Annotated in this window: 25 protein-coding genes; 19 read left to right on the forward strand and 6 right to left on the reverse strand. The window is 60.5% G+C overall.

All coding sequences use genetic code 11. The annotated features are described in order from the left end of the window. Positions 1-56: 56 nt before the first annotated feature. From bchZ to dxs, 8 genes are all read left to right on the forward strand, one after another. Positions 57-1,520, forward strand: a complete 1,464-nt coding sequence (bchZ, locus tag AB4X18_RS00195; RefSeq protein ID WP_432816575.1) for a chlorophyllide a reductase subunit Z — start codon at positions 57-59, stop codon at positions 1,518-1,520. Further along, positions 1,517-1,753, forward strand: a complete 237-nt coding sequence (pufQ, locus tag AB4X18_RS00200; protein WP_370398878.1) for a cytochrome PufQ — start codon at positions 1,517-1,519, stop codon at positions 1,751-1,753. The genes bchZ and pufQ overlap by 4 nt, the downstream gene beginning before the upstream one ends. Before the next feature lie 143 nt (positions 1,754-1,896). Next, positions 1,897-2,055, forward strand: coding sequence for a light-harvesting antenna LH1, beta subunit (gene pufB / locus AB4X18_RS00205; RefSeq protein ID WP_370398879.1), 159 nt, complete (start codon positions 1,897-1,899; stop codon positions 2,053-2,055). Between the two features lie 15 nt (positions 2,056-2,070). Then, entirely contained in the window at positions 2,071-2,238 is a 168-nt protein-coding gene (gene pufA, locus AB4X18_RS00210; RefSeq protein ID WP_299882382.1) for a light-harvesting antenna LH1, alpha subunit, read from the forward strand. A 126-nt stretch (positions 2,239-2,364) separates the two neighbouring features. Next, a complete protein-coding gene (gene pufL / locus AB4X18_RS00215; RefSeq protein ID WP_370398880.1) occupies positions 2,365-3,198 on the forward strand; it encodes a photosynthetic reaction center subunit L in 834 nt (277 codons plus the stop codon). Between the two features lie 14 nt (positions 3,199-3,212). Next, the gene (pufM, locus tag AB4X18_RS00220) at positions 3,213-4,139 is read left to right on the forward strand and encodes a photosynthetic reaction center subunit M (RefSeq protein ID WP_370398881.1); all 927 of its coding nucleotides are present in this window, start codon (positions 3,213-3,215) and stop codon (positions 4,137-4,139) included. A 14-nt stretch (positions 4,140-4,153) separates the two neighbouring features. Further along, entirely contained in the window at positions 4,154-4,393 is a 240-nt protein-coding gene (gene pufX / locus AB4X18_RS00225) for an RC-LH1 core complex protein PufX (RefSeq protein ID WP_370398882.1), read from the forward strand. Between the two features lie 208 nt (positions 4,394-4,601). Continuing rightward, positions 4,602-6,518: a 1-deoxy-D-xylulose-5-phosphate synthase gene (gene dxs, locus AB4X18_RS00230; protein ID WP_370398883.1), complete on the forward strand. Its 1,917-nt coding sequence runs from the start codon at positions 4,602-4,604 to the stop codon at positions 6,516-6,518. A gap of 4 nt (positions 6,519-6,522) precedes the next feature. Here the strand turns inward: dxs and idi are convergent, their stop codons facing one another. The 4 genes from idi to chlG are packed head-to-tail and all read right to left on the reverse strand — an operon-like array spanning position 6,523 to position 10,457. Next, positions 6,523-7,062 (reverse strand): isopentenyl-diphosphate Delta-isomerase, encoded by a 540-nt coding sequence (gene idi, locus AB4X18_RS00235; protein ID WP_370398884.1) that lies wholly within the window; start codon positions 7,060-7,062, stop codon positions 6,523-6,525. A 29-nt stretch (positions 7,063-7,091) separates the two neighbouring features. Continuing rightward, complete coding sequence (locus AB4X18_RS00240; RefSeq protein ID WP_370398885.1) at positions 7,092-8,270, reverse strand: geranylgeranyl diphosphate reductase; 1,179 nt, start codon at positions 8,268-8,270, stop codon at positions 7,092-7,094. 4 nt (positions 8,271-8,274) lie between these two features. Continuing rightward, complete coding sequence (locus AB4X18_RS00245) at positions 8,275-9,561, reverse strand: BCD family MFS transporter (RefSeq protein ID WP_370398886.1); 1,287 nt, start codon at positions 9,559-9,561, stop codon at positions 8,275-8,277. Then, positions 9,558-10,457: a chlorophyll synthase ChlG gene (chlG, locus tag AB4X18_RS00250; RefSeq protein WP_432816558.1), complete on the reverse strand. Its 900-nt coding sequence runs from the start codon at positions 10,455-10,457 to the stop codon at positions 9,558-9,560. The genes AB4X18_RS00245 and chlG overlap by 4 nt, the downstream gene beginning before the upstream one ends. 166 nt (positions 10,458-10,623) lie before the next feature. On the opposite strand from chlG, the gene AB4X18_RS00255 reads away from it, so the two are divergent. Beyond that, entirely contained in the window at positions 10,624-11,073 is a 450-nt protein-coding gene (locus AB4X18_RS00255; RefSeq protein ID WP_370398888.1) for a c-type cytochrome, read from the forward strand. Positions 11,074-11,177: 104 nt separating this feature from the next. On the opposite strand, the gene AB4X18_RS00260 is transcribed toward AB4X18_RS00255, so the two are convergent. Continuing rightward, a complete protein-coding gene (locus AB4X18_RS00260; RefSeq protein WP_432816559.1) occupies positions 11,178-12,005 on the reverse strand; it encodes a cobalamin B12-binding domain-containing protein in 828 nt (275 codons plus the stop codon). Between the two features lie 497 nt (positions 12,006-12,502). Here AB4X18_RS00260 and AB4X18_RS00265 point away from each other — a divergent pair, with 497 nt between their 5' ends. The 10 genes from AB4X18_RS00265 to AB4X18_RS00310 all read left to right on the forward strand — a co-directional run bounded on the left by AB4X18_RS00265 (position 12,503) and on the right by AB4X18_RS00310 (position 20,944). Beyond that, positions 12,503-12,910, forward strand: coding sequence for an acyl-CoA thioesterase (locus tag AB4X18_RS00265; RefSeq protein WP_370398891.1), 408 nt, complete (start codon positions 12,503-12,505; stop codon positions 12,908-12,910). Further along, positions 12,910-13,302: a RidA family protein gene (locus AB4X18_RS00270; protein ID WP_432816560.1), complete on the forward strand. Its 393-nt coding sequence runs from the start codon at positions 12,910-12,912 to the stop codon at positions 13,300-13,302. Before AB4X18_RS00265 ends, AB4X18_RS00270 begins: the two co-directional genes overlap by 1 nt. Positions 13,303-13,389: 87 nt before the next feature. Further along, complete coding sequence (locus tag AB4X18_RS00275) at positions 13,390-13,800, forward strand: acyl-CoA thioesterase (RefSeq protein WP_370398892.1); 411 nt, start codon at positions 13,390-13,392, stop codon at positions 13,798-13,800. Positions 13,801-13,911: 111 nt separating this feature from the next. After that, positions 13,912-14,751 (forward strand): aspartate dehydrogenase, encoded by an 840-nt coding sequence (locus AB4X18_RS00280; RefSeq protein ID WP_370398893.1) that lies wholly within the window; start codon positions 13,912-13,914, stop codon positions 14,749-14,751. Between the two features lie 216 nt (positions 14,752-14,967). After that, positions 14,968-15,813, forward strand: a complete 846-nt coding sequence (locus AB4X18_RS00285) for a helix-turn-helix domain-containing protein (protein WP_370398894.1) — start codon at positions 14,968-14,970, stop codon at positions 15,811-15,813. Further along, on the forward strand, positions 15,810-16,808 hold the full coding sequence (locus AB4X18_RS00290; RefSeq protein ID WP_370398895.1) for an ArsJ-associated glyceraldehyde-3-phosphate dehydrogenase: 999 nt from the start codon (positions 15,810-15,812) through the stop codon (positions 16,806-16,808). Before AB4X18_RS00285 ends, AB4X18_RS00290 begins: the two co-directional genes overlap by 4 nt. After that, a complete protein-coding gene (gene arsJ, locus AB4X18_RS00295; RefSeq protein WP_370398896.1) occupies positions 16,805-18,082 on the forward strand; it encodes an organoarsenical effux MFS transporter ArsJ in 1,278 nt (425 codons plus the stop codon). The genes AB4X18_RS00290 and arsJ overlap by 4 nt, the downstream gene beginning before the upstream one ends. Positions 18,083-18,273: 191 nt before the next feature. Then, positions 18,274-18,618: a copper resistance CopC family protein gene (locus AB4X18_RS00300; protein ID WP_370398897.1), complete on the forward strand. Its 345-nt coding sequence runs from the start codon at positions 18,274-18,276 to the stop codon at positions 18,616-18,618. A gap of 5 nt (positions 18,619-18,623) precedes the next feature. Further along, on the forward strand, positions 18,624-19,502 hold the full coding sequence (locus AB4X18_RS00305; protein WP_370398898.1) for a copper resistance D family protein: 879 nt from the start codon (positions 18,624-18,626) through the stop codon (positions 19,500-19,502). A gap of 14 nt (positions 19,503-19,516) precedes the next feature. After that, complete coding sequence (locus AB4X18_RS00310; RefSeq protein ID WP_370398899.1) at positions 19,517-20,944, forward strand: multicopper oxidase family protein; 1,428 nt, start codon at positions 19,517-19,519, stop codon at positions 20,942-20,944. Between the two features lie 195 nt (positions 20,945-21,139). On the opposite strand, the gene AB4X18_RS00315 is transcribed toward AB4X18_RS00310, so the two are convergent. Beyond that, positions 21,140-21,769 carry a LysE family translocator gene (locus tag AB4X18_RS00315; protein ID WP_370398857.1) on the reverse strand — a complete coding sequence of 210 codons (630 nt, stop codon included), beginning with the start codon at positions 21,767-21,769 and terminating at the stop codon, positions 21,140-21,142. Between the last annotated feature and the right edge of the window lie 75 nt (positions 21,770-21,844).

Raw genomic sequence — 21,844 nt, forward strand, 5'->3', positions numbered from 1 at the left:
TTCCATCATATCCCCACCGTAGGGTGTGCATTCATGCGCGCCAAGGCAGGTGCGCAATGCTAGTCCAGGACCACGACCGCGCGGGCGGATACTGGGGTGCGGTCTATGCCTTCTGCGCGACCAAAGGCTTGCAGGTTGTCATCGACGGCCCCGTGGGTTGCGAGAACCTGCCGGTGACTTCCGTACTGCATTACACCGATGCGCTGCCGCCCCATGAATTGCCGATCGTGGTGACGGGTCTTGGCGAAGGTGAGATGGGCGCAGGCACCGAAGAGGCGATGAAACGCGCCTGGGAAACGCTTGATCCCGCGCTGCCGGCCGTCGTTGTGACAGGCTCCATCGCCGAAATGATCGGCGGCGGGGTCACGCCGCAGGGCACCAACATCCAACGCTTCCTTCCGCGCACCATTGATGAGGATCAGTGGGAATCTGCGGATCGCGCGATGACGTGGATCTTTACCGAATTCGGTATGACCAAAGGCCGGATGCCGCCCGAGAAGAAGCGCGAAGAGGGCGCTGCCCCGCGCGTCAATATCCTCGGGCCGATGTATGGCACGTTCAACATGCCCTCCGATCTGGCGGAGATCCGTCGGCTGGTCGAAGGGATCGGCGCGGAGATCAACATGGTGATGCCGCTGGGCAGCCATGTGAGCGAGATGCGTGGATTGGTGAATGCGGATGTCAACGTGTGTATGTACCGCGAGTTTGGGCGTGGCCTGTGTGAAGTGTTGGGCAAGCCGTATCTGCAAGCGCCTTTGGGCATTGATTCAACAACGAAGTTCCTGCGCATCTTGGGGGAGTTGACGGGCCTCGACCCCGAACCCTTCATCGAGCAGGAAAAGCATTCGACCATCAAGCCCGTCTGGGATCTGTGGCGGTCCGTCACGCAGGACTTCTTTGCCACCGCGTCTTTCGGGATCGTGGCGAATGAAACCTACGCGCGCGGCATCCGCAATTTTCTGGAAAACGATCTGGGCCTGCCTTGCGCTTTCGCAGTTGCGCGGACGCGCGGCAAGAAAACCGACAACGACCAGGTCCGCGCCATGGTGCATGAAAAGCGCCCGCTGATCCTGATGGGGTCGATCAATGAAAAGATGTACCTGGCGGAGATGAAATCGGGCTTTGGCCCGGCGCCGACTTTTATTCCCGCGTCCTTTCCCGGTGCCGCCATCCGGCGCGCGACGGGCACGCCTTTCATGGGCTACGCGGGGGCCACGTATTTGTTGCAGGAAGTGTGCAACGGCCTGTTTGACGCGCTCTTTCATATTCTGCCGCTTGGCTCCGAAATGGACGCCACGCCGGCTACACCGACCCCGCTCCGGCGGGACTTTCCCTGGGATGCGGATGCGCAGGCCAAGCTTGACGAGATTGTCGCCAGCCACCCGATCCTCACACGTATTTCCGCCGCAAAGACCCTGCGCGACGCTGCCGAGAAAGCAGCGCTCGATGCCGGGGCGGAGCGGGTAGTCCTTGAATGTGTCGAGGGCCTTCAACCAGCTTCGGGAGGAGCAAAACCATGACAGACATCAGCAACGATCACAGCATCGCCAGCCGTCCTGCGCACCGTCGCAGCGATCACAATATGCGCGAATACTACGTTTATTTCGCGGTGATCTTCGTGGCCACGCTGCCGCTGAGCTTTCTGACCTGGACCCTGAGCGCCGCGCGCCGGATGGAGTTGCCCGAAAAAGGCCCCATCAAGGCAGCCTGGAGCCAGGCCCAGATCATTACACCACGCATCTTTTCCGCGTGAAGCAACATGCCGCCCCGTAGGTTTCGGGGCGGACAAGAGGTTCGCCACTCCCCCCCGGAGTGGTGGATTGGGCGGGGGATGAGCCCCCGTCATATCCCGGCCGCGGGGGGCGCGGCGTCGGCACTTTTTCTGAGGAGAAAAACATGGCTGATAAAAATGACCTGTCCTTCACAGGTCTGACAGACGAGCAAGCGCAAGAGCTGCACTCAGTCTACATGAGCGGGTTCACGATCTTCACGATCGTGGCCGTTGTCGCGCATGTGCTGACGTACATCAAACTGCCCTGGTTCGCCTGGGGCTGATAGGAGCACATCGACATGGCACAGTTTTACAAAATCTGGCTGATCTTCGACCCGCGTCGCGTTTTCGTGGCGCAGGGCGTGTTCCTGTTTTTGCTGGCTGCGATGATTCATCTCGTCCTGCTCAGCAATCCGGAAACGAACTGGTTCGATCGCGCCTTTGGTGCGGCTGAAGCAGCGGAGTAATCGGACGTCAAGACAACGCAGCGGGCGGACTGGTATCACGCCGCCGCCCGCAGCAACCAACATCATTCACGTGCGCGCCGCGCCGGGCCCCGAGCCCGCTACCGCAGGCGCAGAAGGAGTAAGAAGATGGCACAGCTCAGCTTCGAAAGAAAATACCGGGTCCGAGGTGGGACATTGGTTGGCGGTGATCTGTTCGACTTCTGGGTGGGGCCCTTCTATGTCGGCTTTTTTGGCGTCACGACGTTCTTTTTCGCCGCCCTTGGCACCATCCTGATTTTCTATGGCGCGGCCTTGGGGGACACCTGGAACCCCTGGCTGATCTCGATCAATCCCCCCAGCCTTGAAGTGGGCCTTGGCATGGCGCCACTGGCCGAAGGCGGGCTTTGGCAGATCATCACGATGTGTGCGACGCTGGCCTTTGTCAGCTGGATGCTGCGCGAGGTCGAAATCTGTCGCAAGCTGGGCATGGGATATCATGTGCCCTTCGCCTTTGGTGTGGCGATCATTGCCTATGTCACGCTGGTGATCATCCGGCCGGTGCTGATGGGCGCATGGGGACACGGGTTCCCCTATGGCATCTTCAGCCACCTCGATTGGGTGAACAACGTCGGCTACGCCTATGGCAACTTCCACTACAACCCCGCGCATATGGTGGCGATCACGTTCTTCTTCACCACCTGTCTGGCGCTGGCGCTGCATGGATCATTGGTGCTGTCGGCGGTCAACACGGGTGGCAAGGAAAACCGCATCGCGACACCGGATCACGAGGATACCTATTTCCGCGATCTGATCGGCTATTCGATCGGGCCACTCGGCATCCACCGTCTGGGTCTGCTGCTGGCGCTGAACGCCGGTTTGTGGAGCGCGATCTGCATCGTCATCTCGGGCACCATCTGGTTCGACCAGTGGAGCGCGTGGTGGGATTGGTACGCCGAATTGCCCTGGTGGGCGGATCTGTAAGAGGGATATGAAAAATGGCTGAATATCAGAATATCTTCACACAGGTCCAGGTGGCCGGACCGCCCGAAATGGGCGTCGACCCCGACGGCCGCATCGCCCGCGAACGGACCAACAACGCCCGCATCTCACCGCTGCTGGGCTGGTTCGGCAACGCGCAGCTTGGGCCGATCTACCTTGGTCCCTTCGGGCTTGTTTCACTGGCGACTGGTTTTGCTTGGTTCTTTATCGTGGGCATGAACTTCTGGTGGCAGGTGGATTATTCGCCTGCGCTGTTCTTCCGCGAACTGTTCTGGATGGCGCTTGAGCCACCGGCAGAGGAATACGGCCTTGGCCTTGCCCCGCTGAATGAAGGCGGATGGTGGATCATCGCCAGTTTCTTCCTGCTTGTCTCTGTCATCAGCTGGTGGATCCGCACCTACCTGCGGGCCGAGGAGTTGGGTATGGGCAAGCACGTCAGCTGGGCCTTTGCCTCCGCGATCTGGTTGTTCCTGGTGCTGGGTCTGTTCCGGCCGATCCTGATGGGCAGCTGGGCCGAAGCGGTGCCTTATGGTATCTTCCCGCACCTTGACTGGACGAACCTGTTTTCGCTGACCTACGGCAACCTGTTCTATAACCCCTTTCACGCGCTGAGCATCGTGTTCCTGTATGGCTCCGCCCTGCTGTTCGCGATGCATGGGGCGACGATCCTGGCCGTCAGCCGCTATGGCGGTGAGCGGGAAATCGAACAGATCGTGGACCGCGGCACGGCGTCCGAACGGGCGGCCCTGTTCTGGCGCTGGACCATGGGGTTCAACGCCACGATGGAAGGGATTCACCGCTGGGCCTGGTGGTTTGCGGTGCTGACCACGCTGACCGGCGGCATCGGTATCCTGCTGACCGGCACGGTTGTCGACAACTGGTTCATCTGGGCGCAGGAACACGGCTACGCGCCGCTTGATTGAGAAGGAAAGAGTCCATGACTGATAACAACGACTATCTACGCACGGGTGATCGAACTTTCCGACTGCGGGCAGATGTATTTCTGCTGATGATGAAGGGGGCTGGCTATGCCGCGGTCTTTACCATTGGCGTCGGGCTTTTCATCTGGGTGCTGTACGGCGTTGGCCTGCTGCTGCCGGATGAGGCGCGCGAAGCGGATGATCCGACACCGTTTTCCGCCTACGAAGCACCTGTCGCAGACACCCTGCGCGTCTAAGAGATTGGCAGGGCCAGCGCATCTGGCCTTGCCCCGCCTTTCGGATCGGCCATGTCCCTTGGCTTGATCCGGAAACGTCAGGAAGAGGCTTTCCTGACACGTCCTGTTGGCTACGGGAGGCAGAAGGGGCCCGACCGTTCGCGGTTTCCGGTTCCTTCTGCACCCGTGGCCAACAGACCCTTCCTGCTGAACACCAGAGGAGCCTGCCATGACCCCGATTGAAACCCCCCGTGCCACGCCGCTGTTGGACCGCGTCAGCGCGCCTGCTGATCTGCGCGCCATGTCGGTGGCCGAACTGCGGCGCCTCTCGGACGAGTTGCGCAGCGAAGTGGTGGAATCCGTGTCACAGACCGGCGGACATCTGGGATCATCGTTGGGTGTTGTTGAATTGACCGTGGCGCTGCATGCGGTGTTCGATACACCGCACGACAAGTTGATCTGGGATGTCGGCCACCAGTGTTATCCCCACAAGGTGCTGACGGGCCGCCGTGATCGGATGACCACGCTCCGGCAGGAAGGCGGGTTGTCGGGGTTCACCAAGCGCAGCGAATCCGAATACGACCCCTTTGGCGCGGCACATAGTTCGACGTCCATTTCGGCGGCACTGGGTTTCACGCTGGGTCGCGATCTGGGGCAGGACACGGGCGATGCGATTGCGGTGATCGGCGATGGATCGATCAGTGCCGGCATGGCGTATGAAGCAATGAACAACGCAGGTGCCGAAGGGCGGCGGATGTTCGTGATCCTCAATGACAACGAGATGAGCATCGCGCCCCCGGTCGGGGCCATGTCGAAGTATCTGTCCGGTCTGTACAGTTCGCCCCTGGGGCAGTTGCAGCAGGTGGCCGAAGGGTTCGAGGCGGCTTTGCCCGGACCGCTGCGCGACCACGCCAAACGTGCGCGCCAGCTGGTAACGGGTGCAGTGGGCGCGCAAGGCACATTGTTCGAGGAGTTGGGCTTTCAATACGTCGGGCCGATCAACGGGCATGATATGGAACAGTTGGTCGCGGTCCTGCGCGCGGCCCGTGCGCGGGCGACGGGGCCGGTGCTGATCCATTGCTGCACGGTCAAGGGCAAGGGTTATGCGCCCGCAGAGAATTCCGCGGACAAGTATCACGGGGTCGGCAAGTTCACCGTGGCAAGCGGCGAACAGGCCAAGAAGAAGCCCAATGCGCCGAGCTATACCAAGATTTTCGGGCAGGCGCTGGCGGATCTGGCAGACACCGACAGCCGGATTGTCGGGATCACGGCGGCAATGCCCGGCGGGACCGGGATGGACATTTTTGGTGCAAAGCATCCCAAGCGAATGTTCGATGTGGGCATTGCCGAACAGCACGGCGTGACCTTTGCCGCCGGGATGGCCGCGTCCGGGTTGCGGCCCTTCTGCGCGATCTATTCGACGTTCCTGCAACGCGGCTATGACCAGGTGGTGCACGATGTGGCGCTGCAAAACCTGCCGGTGCGTTTCGCGATTGACCGGGCAGGGCTGGTGGGGGCCGATGGGGCGACCCATGCAGGGGCTTTTGACGTCGGTTACATGAGCGCCTTGCCCAATATGACCGTGATGGCCGCAGCGGATGAAGCGGAACTGATGCACATGGTCGCCACCGCGGCGGCGCATGACAGCGGGCCGATTGCCTTCCGTTATCCCCGTGGAGAAGGGGAGGGCGTGCCCCTGCCCGAACGCGGCGAGGTGCTGGAGATCGGCAAGGGGCGGGTGATGTTCGAAGGCACGGATGTTGCGATCCTGTCGTTTGGCGCGCATCTGGGCGAGAGCCTGAAGGCGGCGGATATGCTTGAAGCGCGGGGTGTGTCGGTGACGCTGGCCGATGCGCGGTTTGCCAAGCCACTGGATCGGGGATTGCTGCACCGGCTGGCGCGGACCCACAAGGCGCTGATCACCATTGAGCAGGGCGCGCGCGGCGGGTTCGGCGCGATGGTGTTGCACGATCTGGCGGGTGAGGGGTTGCTGGATGGTGCACTGGCGATCCGCACGATGACACTGCCAGACAGGTTCATTGATCAGGCCGCACCTGATGCGATGTATGCCGAAGCGGGGCTGACGGCCACGGATATTGCGGCGACTGCGATGCAGGCGGTCGGTGTGCGTGCCGAGGTGAGTTAGAAGTTCAGGAAGGAGTTGCCGCGCCGAGGATCATATCGGCGTGTTGATCAAGATAGATGCGCAGCCAGGGGGTGAAGGTCTCTGGCGTTCGGGCGATTTCCGCTTTCAGATCGTCGGGCGTGACCCAGCGGGTGTCCATGACTTCATCGGGGTTGGGCGCGAGCGGCATGTCGTCGGTGGCTTCGGCCAGATAGACCTCAACCACTTCGTGTTCGATCATATCCGCCCCGACAGCGGCACGGTATTCGACCTGACCGCGGTGTTGCAGATCCAGCCCGGTGATCCCCAGTTCCTCGTCGACGCGGCGCAGGGCGCAAGCGGCGGGCGCTTCGTCCCACTCAGGATGCGTGCAGCAGGTGTTCGCCCAAAGGCCGGGCGTATGATATTTGCTCAGGGCGCGCCGCTGGATCAGGATCGCACCCCGGCGCATCACGAAAACCGACACCGCAAGATGCCGTAGGCCACGCTGATGGGCGGCCAGTTTTTCAACCGGCGTCAGGGTGCCATCAACCCAGGCGGGGATCATGATATCAGTGGGCGTCATGCTGCCGTCCATGGTGTTATCCCACTTTGTCAGATGCGGGTTTCAGAGACCAGCCCGGTCAGGTGCGCAAGGTTCTTGATGCCGATCTTCAGATGCGCCATCGGCCGCGCCTTGACCAGCTTCTTGTTCATGTAGGCTTCGAACGTCAAGCGCTGCACATCAACGTCATGGCACAGAGAGACGAAGCGTTCGCGTCGTGCATCCGAGCGGTAATAGGCGTTTTGCATCGCACCCAGCACGCGAAAGACCTGCTTGTGTTCGCGCATGAACAGTTTGCGGGCCAGCGTCAGATCCCGCGCCCGGCCTGAATTGAGGCAGGCGGAGGCGGCGGTCGCGGCAACCTGCCCGCCGACCATGGCGTAATAGATGCCCTCACCGGATGAAGGGGCGACAACGCCAGCAGCATCCCCTGCAAGCACCACGTCGCGGCCATTGTCCCATTTGTCGAGCGGTTTCAGCGGGATCGGCGCGCCTTCGCGGCGGATGGTCTTGCAATGCTCAAGCCCTGAGGCGACGCGCAGTTCCGCCGTCGCCTTCTTGAGGTCGACACCATCAAGCCCGGTGCCCATCCCCACACTGGCGGATTTGCCATGGGGAAAAACCCAGCCGTAAAAGTCGGGAGAGATCGTGCCGTCATAGATCACGTCACAGCGCATCGGGTCATAGCCCGGCGTGGGTTCCGGGGCTTCGATGATCTCATGGTAGGCGATGACGTAAGGAATGGTGTCGCCGCCCGGTACTTCGGCGCGGGCCACGTTTGACCGCGCGCCATCCGCACCGATGATCAGCTTGGTGGTCAGGCGTTTCGTGTCAGAACTGCCCTTGTCGCGGTAGATGACATGGGTGCCGTTTGCGTCCCGTTCGATCGCGGTGAAGGTGCCGACGATGTATTCGGCCCCGGCGTCCGCCGCGCGCTTGCGCAGGAAGGCGTCGAAGAATTCGCGGTCCACCATGCCGACATAGCCGTTTTCGATGGGGATATCGACCTGCCGCTGGGTGGGGGAGATCATGCGCGCGGTGTTGATGCGCGCGACGATCTCGCTGTCGGGGATGTCGAAATCTGTCACAAGCCGGGGAGGGACAGCACCACCGCAGGGTTTGATCCGCCCTTCACGGTCCAGCAGGGCCACCTTGTGGCCGGATCGGACAAGCTCAAGTGCTGCGGTTGCTCCCGAGGGCCCGCCTCCTACGACGACGACATCATACATGTGTTCATTCCCCCGGAACCAGGGCAGCGCGGGCGCTGCGGGTGTTTTCCATGATATGCAGCGCCATTGCGGCGGCTGCGATGAAAAGGGCGGCTTCAATTGTGAAGACGACCGCGAATGCGGGTGCGTCGGCCAGCGGGCCGCGCAGAATGTCGACGGCGGCGGCCCCCATCAGCCCGCCAAATCCGGCGGCGATGGCTTGGGCAGCGCCCCAAAGGCCCATGCGGGTGCCTTCGCGTTGCCCCCGTCCTGTCGCGGCCAGCGCCATCATCGATCCGATGGCGGCGACGGCGAACATGCCGTTGAAAAATCCAAGTGCGACAACCAGTACCGTCAGCCCGATGGCAGGCAATGCCAGCCCGCCCCATGCAATCGCCACAAGGCTGGCCGCGGAACCGACGCAGCCAGCAAGGATCCAGTTGCGCAGGCTACCGATCTTGAGGCCGGTTGCCATGATGCCAACGGTCAGCATGCCGACAAAGACACCGCCGTTTTGCGCACCGCTCAGGCTGGTGGATTGGCCGGGTGTGAACCCCCAGACGAGGCCTGCGAAGGGCTCCAGGATCAGTTCCTGCATGAAATATGCGTTCATCGACAGGAAGACGAAAAGAGTGAAATCGCGCGCGCGGCGTTCTGCCCAGACCTCCTTCAGGCCTTCGATGAAGGGGGTCGGATCAGGCTCCGCCCGGATGATGCTGACGCGGCGTTCGATGCCAGCGATTGCCAGACAGGTCAGCGCAGTGGCAGTGATCACGACGATGGCGACCACGGCCAACAGGCGGGCGGGTGAATAGGGATCAAGGAAGCTGCCCGCCAGCCCGGCGGTCATGGCGATGCCGAAGATCATCATCAGCCACGTGATCGTCGCGGCAGCAGCGCGGCGGTGCGGCGCGGTGGCGGTGGCCAGCAAGGCCAGCAGCGACGTGCCGCTGGCCCCGACGCCCAGACCGATCAACGCGTAGGCAACGACCGACAGCGTCAGGCCGGACCAATAGGATGCCGCAAAGAGCGTCACGGCATAGGCGGCTGCAAAACCACCTATGGCCAGCGCGACCATGCCGCCGATGATCCATGCCGTGCGGTTGCCGCCCGTGTCAGAAGTGAACCCCCAGCGCGGGCGCGACAGTTGGATGCCATAGTGCAGTGCGACCAGCAGGCCGGGCAAAACAGCCGGAAGTGCGAATTCAACGACCATCAGGCGGTTCAGGGTCGATGTGGTCAGCACCACGATTGCGCCCAGAGCCATCTGCACCAGTCCGAGCCGGACAATCTGGAACCATGAAAGGGTCATGCGATGCTCCTGAGGGCCACGGCAGCGACCATCATGCCGGCCACGTAAAGGGTGATGCCAGTGCCGTTATACCAGGGCGCGCGCGCCTTCGGATCGCGCAGCAGGACGCGCATGGCGGCAGCCTGGGCCAGCAGCAGCACCACGATAAGCGCGGCGTGCACCGGTTTGCCCCAGCTGAACAACATCCCGATGACGATCACTTGCGGCAGTGCCATGCCCCAGCAGGCCACCCGCGCCGCGCGGGCAGGGCCAAGCGTGACGGGCAAGGAATTGACGCCCATCTTTGCGTCCCCCTCAAGCGCCTTGAAATCATTCAGGGTCATGATGCCATGAGCACCCAACCCGTAAAGCAGTGCGATGATCAGGATTTCGGGTGCGGGGGCACCTGCGGACAGCACAGCGGCCCCGGTAATCCAGGGCAGCGTTTCATAGGCCAGACCGCACAACCCCGGCCCCCACCAGCCTGATTTCTTGGCGCGGATGGGTTCAGCGGAATAGGCCCATGCCGCGCTGACGGCGACCAACGTGGAACCAAATCCCCAGGGGCCAAGCTGCCAGCCGACCAAAAGGGACAGGACTGTCATAGTCAATGCAATCCACAGGCCCCAGCGGCCAGGAATGCGTCCGGAGGGAATCGGGCGGTCAGGTTCGTTGATGGCGTCCACATGGCGGTCGCACCAGTCATTTGCCGCCTGGCTCATCCCGCAGACAATCGGACCGGCAAGGATAATGCCCAGCACCACAAGGCCCCATTGCCCTGTAATTGCTGCGCCTGACGACACCACACCACAAAGATACGCCCACATCGGGGGAAACCACGTGATCGGCTTGATCAGCCACAGCATCGCGGCGGGATCGGGCCATTGCCGATGGGGGATGTCAATTGAAACGGACATAGTGTAAGTCTAGCCTGACACATCCTTCCGGTTCAAGAAGATTGTCTCAAATTCCATGGCATACTGGTCTTGTCTTGGGGGGCAGGTGTATTAGGTTTCAATGCCAGAATGATTTCGGGGTCCGCCCCCGGAGTTTTGGTTAAACAGAATGTTAGGGAGTTCAGATATGAAGATGTTCCAGATTGCCGCGCTCGGCACCGCGCTGATGGCCGGTCCGGCGTTTGCAGATGGTCATGCCACGGGTGACGCCGCCGCGGGCGAGGACGTATTCAAGAAGTGCAAATCCTGCCACGCCATCGTCGACGCCGAGGGTGAGGCGATTGTGAAGGGCGGCCGGACGGGCCCGAACCTTTATGGCCTGTACACCCGCGTTGCAGGTGGTGACGAAGAGTTCGGCAAGAAGTATGGCAAGTCGCTGGTCGCGGCTGGTGAAGCAGGTCTGGAATGGAATGAGGCGGAGTTCGTCACTTACGTCGCGGACCCGCGCAAGTACCTGCAGACCTATCTGGACGACAAGAAGGCGAAGTCCAAGATGTCCTTCAAGCTGAGGGACGAGCAGGACGCGAAAGACGTCTGGGCCTATCTGGTTTCTGTCGGACCGCAGCCCGAGTCCTGAACTGAACCACAAATTGATTCGAAGTTGGCGGCCTTGGAAACAAGGTCGCCTTCTTTTTTGCGCAAAGGGCGACAGCGCAGGCTATTTTGCTTTCGGGAGTGCGCCTATGCGGGGTCGGTTGATGCATCGCTCAGCCGCTCCCAAAGGGTTTCCAGCGCGGTACGCGCACCTTCGTAGCTGCTGCTCATGGCATCGGCGTGGATGAGTCGGATGCTGTCCTCGGCCTCTGCCACGATGTTGCCGCTGACCAGAATTAGCGCGTGCGGGACGCTGACGCGCAGCGCCAGAACCAGACGTGCCAGATCGGGCAGCGCATGAACGCCGCCGGCGGACAGGCCGACCAGCAGATGCCCGGAACTGACGATGCGGTCCACAAGCAGGTCATGCGGGACGCCCATTTCCACATCAATGTTCCAGCCATCGCGGCGATACAGATCAGCAGCCATGCGCACACCAAGCGTATGGGTTTCGCCCGGAACGGATGCAAAGAACGCCATCTTGCCGGAAGGCCGGATCGGTGGGGGCAGGCGGTGGTTGTACGCGCGCATGAGGGCGTAGATCCGACCTGTACCTATGGCCACATCAGACAGGCTGGTCCGGTCTTGCGTCCACCATTCGCCCAACAGCTTTGCCGCCGGCGCCAAATGGCGCAGGTAAAGCACTTCGATCCGCAAGTTGCTGCGGCGGTATTGCTCCACCAGCGCCTGAAGCGGGGCGTCGTCGGCAGAAATCAGCGCATTGGCGAGTTTTTCCAGCGAAGCTGCGCTTTGTCTGACAGGGCGCGATTGTTGCGACACCCGAGTCAGCACTTCCCGCGCAAGCGAAGCGACAGCGTCCGTGGGAAGCTGTGCGCGCAACGTGTCGAAGTCTGCCTGAATGGCTGACAGGTCGCGTTCCGTGATTAACGATGAATTATCGTCACTTAGTGGCATTCTCTTCCCTTGGGAGCGTTTTGATCTCAGCGAATGGCGAGCTGGCAAGACTTTTCGCTTGAACTGTCCCTGTCGATTTACATAGCACCAAAAAAATAGATTGCCAATTCAGTCCCGAATTTAATGAGGTTTTTGAATAGGTTAACGTACATATTTAATGACAGCGGTAATGTACTCAAAAGTATACAACGACTTGGCGTTGCGCGCCTGCTGGCCTTCAGGCGGAAAAAATAGCCTGCGATTCCTATAGTTGCAGGCTGCGGGTCAAGCTCGACCGATGGTTGGGACAACCCTTCAAGCAAGAATATTTTGAGCTTGAAGTAAAACGGCGTGCTACCTATTCTTCTTGATGATCTGAAACAGACGTATTGATTTCATTTGCCTGGTCCGAAGCGGCGCGCGCTTTTGCCAGAAGACAGAACAGGGAAGGCGCGCCGGACAACGCGTTTGCAGGGGCAGACAACTGCAAGCAAGGTTCGGCACCGTAGGGCAAAGGCATGGCATTCATCCACCGTGAAAAGATCCTGTTCAGACACTGCGATCCGGCTGGCATCGTTTTCTACCCACGCTATTTCGAGATGATGAACGACACGGTGGAGGCATTCTTTGATCAGGTGCTGGCCTTTCCCTTCAGCAAAATGCACCAAACCAGCGGTATCCCGACAGTCGAGATCAATACGACCTTTTCCGCCCCAAGCCGTCTGGGGGATGATCTGGAGATTTCGCTGACCTGCACCAAGATCGGTCGCACCAGCCTTGGCCTTGCCCACGATGCGAAGTGCGGCGGAGAAAGGCGGTTCGCGGCCACCTCAACGATCGTGTTCATCGATCTGGAGGGGCGTCCGAAACCGTGGACGGATGATCTGAGGTCAAAAATCAAAGCCCATGCAGAAGGAGCAGCCTGATGGCGCATGACGTTATTCAGCCCGATGGGTGGGCCAAGGCAAAAGGCTATGCCAATGGCATACGTGCCAAGGACAACACGCTTTATGTCGGTGGCCAGATCGGCTGGACCGCGGAGCAGGTTTTCGAAAGCCATGATTTCATCGGACAGATGGAACAGGCGCTGAATAACATTGTCGCCGTTGTCGAAAAGGCAGGCGGGCAGGCCACCGATATCGTCCGGCTGACATGGTATGTGACCGACAAGCGCGAATACCTCAATCGGCAGGCCGAAGTCGGCGCGGTCTATCGCAAGGTATTGGGGCGTCATTTTCCTGCGATGACGATGGTCGTCGTGGCCGGCCTGATCGAGGATGAAGCGCTTGTGGAGATTGAGGCGACGGCGGTTTTGTGACCGCGTCCTGACCGGCTGCCTGCCATTGAATTGCTGCATTCCAACGCTAATTCAGCCGAAACGAGTAGAGCCGCAGGAGCTTTCGCCATGACATTCGCAATGCCGCAAAAGGTGCAGTTCAAACACTGCGACCCTGCCGGGATCGTGTTCTACCCGCGCTATTTCGAGATGATCAACGATTGCGTCGAAGCGTTTTTCGACGAAGCGCTGGAGTACCCGTTCGAGGAGATGCACCGCAAATGCGGTGTACCCACCGCCCAGATCGCTGTCACCTTTTCCGCGCCCAGCTATCATGGGGACCGGTTGAAGATCACGCTGGATTGCACCGCGCTTGGCCGCACCAGTGTTGATCTGCGGATCGAGGCCATCTGCGAGGAGGAGCGGCGCTTTCTGGCGACATCAACGCTTGTCCATATCGACGAGAACGGCAGGCCGACCCCTTGGCCCGATCCACTGCGCGCACGGTTGGCGCAACATGTCAGCAAGATTGCAGCCTGATCACGACGCTACGGGGTTTGGAAAACACCGTCGGTTGTTTCGGCAGTTCAGGCATGATCCGGTTGCCTTTCAGACCCCCGGTCCGCAATCTGCGCGGGGGGGCAATGACATATGAAACGAGCGGACGCACAAGGCCCGGTGGCCCTTATCGGATTTGGTGCAATCGGACGAACCCTTGTGGACGCGCTTTGCAATGAGGGGATTGCAGGTGGGATTGTCGTGCTGGTGCGTGAAGACAAGGTTGCAGAGGCCCAGACCGATCTGAAGCGGATCGTCGCGGGCCGCAGCGAACCGGCGCGAGTGGTCAGTCATCTGGATGACGTGATCAAGGCGCAACCGCGTGTGGTTGTGGAATGTGCGGGCCACGCTGCGCTTGGCCAATTCGGTGGATCTGTTCTGGCGGCTGGCATTGACCTGATCGTTGCGTCGGTGGGCGCGCTGGCGGATGATGAATTGCTGGACGGAATTCGGAAAGCTGCCATTGAAGGCAATGCGCAGATCACCCTGCCTGCCGGTGCAATCGGCGGGATCGATGCGCTAGCCGCGGCGCGGATCGCCGGGATTGAACAGGTCGTCTATATCGGGCGCAAACCGCCACAGGCCTGGGCGGGATCGCCTGCGGAGGCTGCCGTAGACCTGTCCGGGATCACAAAAGAAACCGTGATTTTTGAAGACACCGCCCGGCAGGCGGCACGCCGCTATCCCAAGAACGCGAACGTCGCGGCAACCCTTGCGCTGGCGGGCATCGGTATGGACAGGACCGACGTGCGTTTGATCGCGGACCCGGGCGTCACCACCAACACCCACGAATATCGCGTTGTCTCTTCTGCCGTTGATTTCTCCATGGTGCTGACGGGAAAACCATCGCTGCTGAACCCGAAAACGTCGCAGCTGACGGTTTTCAGCCTGGCGCGGGCAGTGCTTCAACGGTCGGACAGGATCGTGATCTAGGCAATTGGGAACAGCCTTTGACGCTTGCAAGGAAGAAGCGTTGCGGGTTCGTATGAGCCGGGTTTTTGTCCCGAAACCCCTATTTTGTGTCTGGTATACCAAACCACTGCGGGGCTTTTGGCATACATGGCAACGTGCCTCCCCGCCACAGCCCTGAGTGCAATCCCCACCAAGAAAAGCGATTGACGCCACCTATATTTCCATTAATCGTGAATTATGGAATTAAAAATCTCGAATCAACTATCCGTGCTCGGCCATCCTCAAAGGCTGTCCGTGTTCCGCCTTTTGATGCGGCGCTATCCGGATCGGATCCCGGCAACTGAAATTGCCCGGGCGCTTGGCCTCAAGCCGAACACCCTTTCGGCGTATGTGAATGCGCTGTTGCAGGCCGGGCTTGTGACCCAGGAACGTGTCGGCACCTCGTTGCGCTATGCCATCGACATGGACACCACCCGGAACACATTCGACTATCTGCTGCTGGATTGCTGCCGCGGCCGCCCGGAAACCTGTTCGATCAACGCATATCCGGCCCTGTCGAAAGCGGACCCCATGGCGGGGCACAGGTACAAGGTGCTGTTTATCTGCACGGGAAATTCGGCCCGATCAATTCTAGCCGAATCCATAATGCGCGATGTGGCAGGCGATCGATTTGATGCATATTCCGCCGGGACAAACCCCCGGTCGGAGCTGAACCCCTTCGCGGTCGACGTGCTGGCGCAGAAAGGCCATGACGTTTCCGTGCTGCGATCCAAGAACCTGGCCGAATTCCAGGGGCCGGATGCGCCACAGTTCGACTTTGTCTTCACCGTCTGCAATCAGGCCGCAAACGAGGAATGCCCCGCATGGCAGGGACAACCGGTAAGTGCCCATTGGGGATTGCCGGATCCGGTCAAGGCAGAAGGATCCGACGCGGAACGAAGCCTTGCTTTCCAGCAGACCTATGGTGCCCTTCGCAACCGCATTCTTGCGTTCGCGGCGTTGCCGCTCATATCCCTGGACCGGATGTCATTGCAAAGTGCCGTTGATCAGATCGGCCAAACCGAGAAAGGAGGCACCGCATGACTGTCTATGCCTTGAACGGGCTGGGCCGCATTGGCAAGCTTGCCCTGAAACCTTTACTGGCGCGTGACGCACGGATTGCCTGGATCAACGACGCCGTGGGTGATCCGGAAATGCATGCGCATCTGCTGGAATTCGACACGGTCCACGGGCGATGGGACGCCGCGTTCTCTCACGATGAAGGCTCCGTCACCGTTGACGGTGTGACCTTGCCCTTCATCGGAACATCGAACCTGTCCGACCTGCCGCTTGAGGGCGTGGATGTGGTCATTGACTGCACGGGCGTGTTCAAGACCGAGGCAAGCCTTGCGCCCTATTTCGCGGCGGGCGTCAAAAAGGTGGTCGTCTCCGCGCCGGTCAAGGATGGCGATGCGGCGAACATCGTCTACGGCGTGAACGACGACATCTATGATCCCGCACGGCACAGGATCGTCACGGCGGCAAGTTGCACGACGAATTGTCTGGCACCGGTCGTGAAGGTCATACACGAGAACCTGACGATCAGGCATGGATCCATCACGACCATCCACGATGTCACGAACACGCAAACCATCGTGGACCGTCCGGCCAAGGATTTGCGCCGCGCGCGATCGGCGTTGAATTCCCTGATCCCGACAACAACCGGCAGTGCCACGGCAATCACGCTGATCTATCCGGAACTGACCGGACGCCTGAACGGGCATGCGGTGCGCGTGCCCTTGCTCAACGCCTCGTTGACAGATTGTGTCTTTGAGGTGGAACAGGCCACCACCGCCGAGAAAGTCAACGCCCTGTTCAAGGCGGCAGCGGATGGACCGCTGAAGGGCATTCTGGGATACGAGGAACGCCCGCTCGTTTCCACCGATTACACAAATGATCAACGCTCCGGCATTGTGGATGCGGTGTCGACGATGGTGGTGAACGGAACGCAGGTGAAGGTCTACGTCTGGTATGACAACGAGATGGGATATGCCTATCGGCTGGTCGATGTTGCGATGATGGTCGGGGCATCGGTGTGACCGACACATCCGCCCGGCCGGAAGGCCTGTCGGCCTATATCGCTGTCACGGCAGCCTATTGGGCATTCATGCTGACGGATGGCGCGCTGCGGATGCTGGTGCTGCTTCATTTTCACACCCTTGGTTTTTCACCGGTGCAGTTGGCCTATCTGTTCGTGCTTTATGAAGTCGCTGGCATCGTCACCAACCTGTCCGCAGGGTGGATCGCCGCGCGGTTCGGCCTGACATCGACGCTTTATGCCGGGTTGGGCATTCAGGTGCTGGCGCTTTTGGCGCTGACGCAGCTTGACCCGACCTGGACCATCGGGGTTTCGGTGGCTTTCGTGATGCTGGTGCAGGGTGCCAGTGGCGTGGCAAAGGACCTTGCCAAGATGTCTTCAAAGTCCGCCGTCAAGATCCTTGCGCCGCAGGACGGGGATGGGTTGTTCCGCTGGGTTGCCGTTTTGACGGGGTCCAAGAACGCGGTGAAGGGTCTGGGCTTTCTGTTGGGGGCGGCAGGGCTTGGCACATTCGGGTTTACGACTGCTGTTCTGGGCATGGCGGCTGTCCTTGCGGCCATCCTGTTGGCGGTCCTGTTTGCAATGCCGCGCGGGCTCCCAAAAGGGCGCAAGGGCGTGAAGTTTTCGGAAGTGTTCTCAAAATCAAGGAACGTGAACTGGCTGTCGGTGGCCCGCGTGTTTCTGTTCGGCGCGCGGGACGTCTGGTTTGTCGTCGGGATCCCGATCTATTTCTACGCCGTCCTGTCTGATGGCAGTGCCGCGGGAAATCGCGCGGCCTTCTTTTTGATCGGGACCTTCATGGCGTTCTGGATCATCCTTTACGGCGTCGTGCAGGTGGCGTCACCGCGCATCTTGCGGGCAGCCACGCGACCACAGGCGCAGCTGATCGGGGCCGCGCGCGGATGGGCCTGGGTCCTGACGGCGGTGCCAGCGGTGCTGACCGTAGCCGCCTCGACCGCCTCCGGGCCCGAGCCTTGGCTGACGGTTGCGCTGGTTGCAGGTTTGCTGCTGTTCGGGGCGCTTTTTGCCGTGAATTCAGCGCTGCATTCATACCTGATCCTTGCCTTCACCAAGGCGGAGCGGGTCACGATGGACGTGGGGCTTTACTACATGGCCAATGCAGCCGGGCGGCTGGCAGGGACGGTCCTGTCCGGTCTGACCTATCAGGTTGGGGGTCTGACCCTCATGCTGGGAACAGCGACGCTGATGGTTGCCGCATCTGCTGTCGCGTCTGGGAGATTGTCGGGCAGCGTTGGAGAAGTCGAAGCGGGGTAGGGGCCTTTGCACCGAAAACACCCCGGTAAAGGCCTCACGAAGGTGTGTCGTTCAGTGACAGTAACGACGGCTCGAACATATCCGCTTTTGAGGATATTCTGTCAGACACTGAAACGATTGCAGTAGCGCACACCATCAAATTGACCCGGCCTGCGGAAATCTGCGCCCGAAACGACGAAATGGGAAAAACAATGAAACAGATCATCTTTGCGGGCATCGTATGGGCGTTGGCAGCGGTTGGCGCGGCGGCACATTCGAAAACCGAACAGACCACCCCGGCAAGTGGCGCAACCGTGGAAGCGGTCGAGGTCATCGAATTGCGGTTTGACGATCCGATGCGTGTCACCGCCATTTCCCTGTCAGGCCCTGAAGGCGAGGTTGCAATCGAACGCGAAACCGACCTTGACCCCGTAACCCAGTTTCGGGCGTTGCCGTCAGTCGATCTACCGACGGGGGCATATACGGTTGACTGGCGCGGTCTTTCCTCGGACGGGCACCCAATGCGGGGTACGTTTGGCTTTGTCGTCGCTCATTGATCTTGATGGAAGGTCTTGCACCGATCGACGGATGGGCCATTCTGGCGATCATGGCAAAGGCGGCGGAATATCTGATGTCGCTGCTGGCCATGGGGGGGCCGCTGTTTCTTGTGGCGTTTCGGCAAGCCCCAAGTGAAGTGCGGCGATTGGCGCGCCGCATCGCCGTGGCGGCGGCACTGGTCGGCCTTGTGGCTTTGGCCCTGCGTTTCGGCATCCGCGCGGCGCGTATATCCGGCATGGGCCTGCCGGGGGCCGCTGATCCGGTGATGCTCGGGATCGTTTGGGACAGTCCGCTCGGGACAGCTGCGATTTGGCGGGGTCTGGGTCACCTTCTGGTTCTTGCGGTCATGGTTGGCGGCAAGGGCGGTCTTGGCGCGGCGCTGATCGGGGCGCTGTTGATCGCCGTATCTTACACGTTTATCGGTCACGCGCTTACTGAGCCGCGATGGCTGCTTTCCGCCTTGCTGACCATTCACTTGCTTGCCGTGGCATTCTGGATCGGCGCTTTGGCGCCGCTTTTTCGTGCGGTCGGGCATCCTCAGGGGGTGGCGCTTCTCCATCGGTTTGGTCATCTTGCCACCGGGGCCGTTGCGGCGCTTGTCCTCGTTGGCGTGGTCTTTGCCGGACTGTTGACCGGATCGGTCGCCGCATTGGTTACGACCGCCTATGGTTGGACGCTCCTGTTGAAAATCGCCGTGGTAACGGGTCTGATGCTTCTTGCCGCAGTGAACAAATGGCGGCTGGTCCCGGCGCTTGCCTCGGGCACGGGGTCTGCGGCGACCCGATTGCGACGCTCAATCCGTCTTGAAGCTTTCGCCGTTCTGCTCATTCTGGTCGTGACGGCCACGCTCACCTCGGTCACCACGCCGCCGGTGAACCTTTGAAAAGGAGTTTGCATATGCGCCGCCTGTCCCGACGTACCGTGTTGAAAGGAATTGCCGCCTTTGCAGGATCGGCAGGGCTGGCGCGGCCTTCGCTTGCTGAAACGGGGTTGCCGATCTTGCGTGCCGCGCCTTCATCGGCGCAGCTGGCCCCTGCGGGCTACCCGGCAACGCCCGTCTGGGCCTATGCAACCGAAGGCGCGGGCACGGTGCCCGGTCCGGAGATCCGCGTCAGTGCCGGGGAACGGGTTCGGCACCGGTTGCACAACGATCTGCCGCAACCGACTGCCGTTCACTGGCACGGCATTCGGATCGAAAATGCCATGGATGGCGCGGCACCGCTGACACAGGCACCCGTGTCACCGGGAGATGGTTTTGACTATGATTTCGAAGCCCCCGATCCCGGCACCTACTGGTACCACTCCCACAACCGGAGCATGGAACAGGTGGCCCGTGGCCTTGCGGGGCCACTGATCGTGGAGGACCGCGTGCCCTGGCTTGGTGAACCCGGCGCAGCAACCCGCGAGGTGACGCTTGTTCTGGATGATTGGCTGCTGAACGGGGATGCGACCATCATGGAAGACAGATGGGATGACCTGCACGCGGCGGCCCATGGCGGCCGCATGGGCAATACCGTCACGGTGAATGGTGCCGCCTATCCCGATCTGGACATAAGACCGGGAGAGCGTGTTCGGCTGCGCATGATCAATACCGCGACGGACCGGATCATGCGATTGGCACTGCCGGGCCTGTCGCCGCGCTTGATCGCGCTTGATGGCCATCCCGTGCCACCACGGGCCATCGAAGATCTTGTCCTTGCGCCTGCCCAACGGGCCGATCTGGTGGTCGACGGACGCAAGGAAGGCAATCCGCGTGCCGGTCTGCTGCTTGATCCCGGCAACGGGGAGTGGGTGGACATCGCGGCTTTTGTCCATGCGGGAGATACTGTAGCGGAGCACGATCAGGATGTGCGCCCCTTGCCAGCATGGGGCACGCTGCCGACGCCGGACCTGTCGGATCCGCAACACGTACCGATGCTGATGGAAGGTGGGGCCATGCGCGGCATGCGCGAGGCCCGTTACCATGGAAAGACCATGGGTTTCCGCGACCTTGCCGCACAGGGCATGGTCTGGGCCTTCAACGGCGTGGCACATGGCATGGACGCACCATTGTTCCGCGCCTCCCTTGGTCGGACGGTCCGTATGGAATTGACCAACAAGTCGATGTTCCCGCACGCAATCCACCTGCACGGCCATCACTTCACGGTTCTGGCCAAAAGCGGATCAGCCAACCTGGCCGGAGATGTGCGCGATACCGTATTGCTCGGCGCGGATGAAACCGTGGAGATTGCCTTTGTTGCAGATAATCCGGGGGTCTGGATGATCCATTGTCACATGCTCTCCCATCAGAAGTCCGGGATGATGGCATGGTTCGAGGTCGCCTGATCGGCGGCAGGGAAGCGATGGAGATGATCGGGATGGCATGTCCTGTATCGCGCGAATGTTTACCATAATCCGCCTTATAAGTCAGCAGAGCTGACCTAAAAATGCTAGACACTTCCTCGCTGTGCGAATGGCGGCTTGGAGCCCAGAGGCACGAATGCGGCGCGATTCACGAACGTCGGCAATGCGCTCCCGCGACTATTTCTGAGGCTGAAAGTCTTTGCTCGCCAGTAACGCTGCCGCGCCGATCATAAGTGTGCCGCAAACCTTATTTACCAGGCTGAATGAAAACCGCTTTAGTGCCGTGGCGGCTCGGACTCCAAGCCATCCCCAGACCAGCAGGATTGCTCCATCGACCACCAAGTAGGTAACTCCCAAGATCAGAAGTTGAGGCAGCACCGGCATGGTCGGGTCGATAAACTGAGGAAAAAGGGCACCAAAAAAGACGACGGCAAATGGGTTAGCCATCGAAGTCACGAAGCCTTGACGGAACAATCGAAACGATTGACCGGATGTATTTGCGGCAACGTCATTGGGTTGATCTTTCGAGAGGATAAGCTGAACGCCGATCCAAAGCAGATAGGCGACCCCTAACCATTTGATCCAGATGAACGCACTTGCTGAGGTCGCGATGATGGCGGCAAGACCGAAAGCTGCCCCCGTCATTTGCAAGCTGTTGGCAGTTAAATCCCCGGCAATGGTATAGGCACCGCGCCTTAGCCCGTGCCTAACGCTGTTCGATATGATGAGAAGCTGACTGGTATCAGGCGGTGTAGCAAAAAAAACGGCGACAGCTGCCAAATAGATCAAGTACGTTTCCATAGGCATGATCGCGTTCCTTCGATTGCACTACAGCAAGCTAAGGTATTGAGGACAATATGGTCAAACACCCATTGCTGCCAC

The organism is Sulfitobacter rhodophyticola (assembly GCF_041281685.2).
GTDB lineage: Bacteria > Pseudomonadota > Alphaproteobacteria > Rhodobacterales > Rhodobacteraceae > Sulfitobacter.